General features: G+C 69.3%; 3 protein-coding genes and 2 pseudogenes. 3 read left to right on the top strand and 2 right to left on the bottom strand.

Translation table 11 applies throughout. The annotated features are described in order from the left end of the window. Positions 1 to 18 precede the first annotated feature (18 nt). From MCHUDSM44219_RS17610 to MCHUDSM44219_RS17600, 3 genes are read left to right on the top strand one after another with little or no spacing between them, the layout of a single operon-like run. Positions 19 to 720: an SDR family NAD(P)-dependent oxidoreductase gene (locus tag MCHUDSM44219_RS17610; RefSeq protein ID WP_048419557.1), complete on the top strand. Its 702-nt coding sequence runs from the start codon at positions 19 to 21 to the stop codon at positions 718 to 720. A gap of 7 nt (positions 721 to 727) precedes the next feature. Continuing rightward, positions 728 to 2,206 carry a flavin-containing monooxygenase gene (locus tag MCHUDSM44219_RS17605; RefSeq protein WP_048419556.1) on the top strand — a complete coding sequence of 493 codons (1,479 nt, stop codon included), beginning with the start codon at positions 728 to 730 and terminating at the stop codon, positions 2,204 to 2,206. After that, a complete protein-coding gene (locus MCHUDSM44219_RS17600; RefSeq protein WP_048419555.1) occupies positions 2,203 to 3,129 on the top strand; it encodes an alpha/beta hydrolase in 927 nt (308 codons plus the stop codon). The genes MCHUDSM44219_RS17605 and MCHUDSM44219_RS17600 overlap by 4 nt, the downstream gene beginning before the upstream one ends. Positions 3,130 to 3,136: 7 nt before the next feature. On the opposite strand, the pseudogene MCHUDSM44219_RS31135 reads toward MCHUDSM44219_RS17600, so the two are convergent. Beyond that, a pseudogene (locus tag MCHUDSM44219_RS31135) lies at positions 3,137 to 3,350 on the bottom strand (hypothetical protein); the annotation flags it as partial. 1 nt (position 3,351) lies between these two features. Next, a pseudogene (locus MCHUDSM44219_RS31130) lies at positions 3,352 to 3,598 on the bottom strand (HNH endonuclease signature motif containing protein); the annotation flags it as partial.

Here is a 3,598-nt window from a genome sequence, read left to right as displayed (position 1 = left end):
GGCCACCGGGTCCCTCTGATGCCCGTCGCACTCGTCACCGGCGCCGCCCGCGGGCAGGGCGCGGCGATCACGGCCCGGCTCCTCGAGGACGGCTACCGGGTCGCCGCGTGCGATGTGCGCCCAGTCGAGGCTTGCGGTGACGGCGTCCTGGGGCTGCAGCTCGACGTGACATCGGACGAACAGTGGGCGACGGCAATCGCGGCCACAGTCGGGGAGTTCGGCGGACTCACCACGCTGGTCAACAACGCCGGTGTGCTGCATCGCCGTCCGCTGGCCGACGAGACGGCCGACGGATTCGAGGGTAGTTGGCGGGTGAACTGTCTCGGGCCGTTCCTGGGCATCCGCGCCGCACTGCCGCATCTGCGGGACGCCGCGGGCGCCTCGGTGGTCAACACGTGCAGCACGGGCGCGATCAGGCCGTTCCCGAACCACGCGGCGTACGGGTCGTCGAAATGGGCGCTGAGGGGGCTGACGCAGGTCGCAGCCGTGGAGCTGGCGCCCGACGGGATCCGGGTGAACGCGGTGTTCCCCGGGCCGGTCGAGACACCGATGCTCGACGCGGACACACAATCCCGGTTGGCCGCGCACGCGCTGATGGGCCGCATCGGCAGGCCCGTCGAGATCGCCGACGCGGTGGCGTTCCTGGCGTCGGAGCACGCATCGTTCATCACCGGATCGGAGCTCATCGTCGATGGTGGGCAATCCCTGACGATCGGATGAGGCGGTCGTGACGACATGGCCCTCGGTGGGGATCATCGGCGCCGGCCCGGGCGGACTGGCGCTCGGAATCTTGCTGCGCAAGGCGGGCTTTGACGACGTCACGATCTTCGACCGCGAAAGCGGTATCGGCGGCACCTGGCGGATCAACACCTATCCCGGCCTGGCCTGTGACGTTAAATCGCACCTCTATTCGTACTCTTTCGACCTGAACCCGCGCTGGTCGCGGATGTGGTCGGGTCAGCGGGAGATCCTCGACTACTTCGAGCGCTGCGCGCACCGCCACCGCCTCGGCCCACACCTGCGGCTCGACACCGAAATCGTTTCGGCGCACTGGCAGGCTGATGTGCAGCGCTGGCGGTTGCGCACCGCGGGCGGCGCTGAGTACTTCTTCGACATCGTGGTGTCTGCGGTCGGACTGTTCAGCCGGCCGGTGATGCCCGACCTCGTCGAGGAGGAGCCGTTCACCGGGACCATCTTCCACACGGCGCGGTGGGATCACTCCGTGGATCTGCGGGGCGCGAAGGTGGCCGTGCTCGGCACCGGATCGACCGCGGCGCAACTGATCCCCGAGATCGCGAAGATGGCCGACACGGTGTATTCGGTGCAGCGATCGCCGACGTGGGTGCTGCCCAAACCCGACCGGGAGTACAGCCGGCGGGAGAAGTGGGTGTTCGCCCATGTGCCGCTGGCCGCCAGGGTCTACCGCAACCGGCTGTGGTGGCGCAGCGAGGCCAACATCTCGGTCATCGAGCACGGCAGCGACAAGACCCGGGAGTTCACCGCCCTTGCGCTGCAGTCTCTCCGGGCCGCCATCGCCGACGACGACCTGCGGCGTCGGCTGACGCCCGACCACCCGATGGGCTGCAAGCGGTTGGTGTTCGCCGGCGATTACCTGCGCACGCTCGGTCAGCCGCACGTCGAGGTGGTCTCCAGCCCCGCCCGCGCTCTGCGGTCGCGATCGCTGGTGACCGCCGACGGCACCGAACTCGACGTCGACGTGGTGGTGTGCGCGACCGGTTACGCCGCGGCGGACTACCTGGGACAGCTGGAGGTCCGCGGAGTGGACGGGGCCACCCTGAGCCACACCTGGGGCGACGGAGCCTTCGCCTATCTGGGCATGACCGTGCCCGGCTATCCGAATTTCTTCATGCTGTACGGGCCCAACACCAATGTCGGTTCCAACAGCGTGATCTTCATGCTGGAGGCGCAGGCCCGCTACATCGTGCGGACCCTGAAGTATCTGCGCCGCAGGAACAAGGCCGTCATCGAGGTGCGTCCCGAGGTGATGACCGACTTCCTCACGCGGATCGACACGTGGATGACCGGCACGGTCTGGCTGACGCGGTGCAGCAACTACTTCCGCGCCGCCAACGGCCGGGTGGTCACGCAGTGGCCGCGCAGCGCCGGGCACTTCTGGGCGCTCACACGCCGCTTCCGGCCGGGAGACTACCGTTTCGACGCAGACGAACGGGAGGTGGACCGATGACGATCACCGAACGGCTCGACCCTGCCCTGCGGCATCTGGCCGATTCCCGCGCAGATCTGTCGCCTGCCGTGCTCGGCGCGGTCCGCGATTCGCTGAACCAACGACGCGGCGAAGCCGCCAGAACACTGGACACGATCGGATTGGAGATCGAGCAGCGCACGGTGACCAGCGGATCGGGTGACAGCATCGAGGTGCGGATCTATCGAGGCGGTCCGCCGCCGTCGCCGGCCGTGATCTACTGCCACGCGGGCGCGTTCGTGCTCGGCAACCTGGATACCGATCAGCGGCAGTGCATCGAGTACGCGCGGCGGGGCCGCTGCACGGTGATCTCGGTGGACTACCGCCTGGCGCCCGAGCATCCCTTCCCGGCTGCCCTGGACGACGTGGCCGCGGTGCTGGAGTGGACGGTGCGGTGCAGTGCCGAGCTCGGCATCGATGCCGGTGCGGTGGCCGTGGCGGGCAGCAGTGCCGGGGGAGCGCTGGCGGCGGGCGTGGCTGCGAGGGCTGCGGCGGGGGACGCCGCGCCCGTGGTGTTCCAGATGCTGCACCAGCCGGTGCTCGACGACCGGCCGAGCCCGTCCAAGGAAGAGTTCTCGTCGACACCGGGTTTCGACTCCGAGGCGGTCCGCTGGATGTGGGAGCACTACCTGGCGGGCGCGCCGGCCACCCCCGAGGCGGCGCCGGGGCGGGGGTCCGATCTCACCGGCCTGCCCGCCGCGCTGATCACGTGCTCGGAACTCGACCCCCTGCGCGACGAGGCCATCGATTACGCGTTGCGACTGCAGTGGGCGGGCGTGTCCACCGAGCTCCACCTCTTCCCGGGCACCTGCCACGGTTTCGACGCGCTGGTCCCTGACTGGGAGACCAGTGGGCGGCTGTTCGAGATGCAGGGCGCCGCGCTGAGGGGGGCTCTGCTGCACTGACAGGGCTTCAGAACGGCGGGTCATCGCGGCTGAGGGGTATCGCGCGCGGCGGGCCGTTCAGTGCCGCCGTGCGGGCTTGTTTGTTGTGTGCGCGTTCGGCTTTGATGCGTGCGGCGTCGTCGGCGCTGCGGAGGCGTCGGCGGGTGGGCATCTTGGCGATACGTTGAGGGTTGGGTGGGGGTATCGGTGGCGGGAGCGGCAGGTCGGCGGTGGTGGCGGGGNGGTGGGCATCTTGGCGATACGTTGAGGGTTGGGTGGGGGTATCGGTGGCGGGAGCGGCAGGTCGGCGGTGGTGGCGGGGAAGGTCGGAAAGAACAGCGCGCAGCCGGGGCGGGTGGTGTAGGTGCGGCCGTCGGGTGCTGTGAAGGTGATTGTGCCGTCGGGTGATTGCACTTCCCGCCAGCCCTCGGCGAAGGTCTTGCCGAGATGGTGGGTGCGGCATTTGCAGTTCATGTTCGACGGGTGGGTC

Origin of the sequence: Mycolicibacterium chubuense, assembly GCF_001044255.1 — a bacterium.
Lineage (GTDB): Bacteria > Actinomycetota > Actinomycetes > Mycobacteriales > Mycobacteriaceae > Mycobacterium > Mycobacterium chubuense.
Note: the sequence above shows the minus strand (reverse complement) of the source record. Positions and strands in the feature narration are given on the sequence as shown.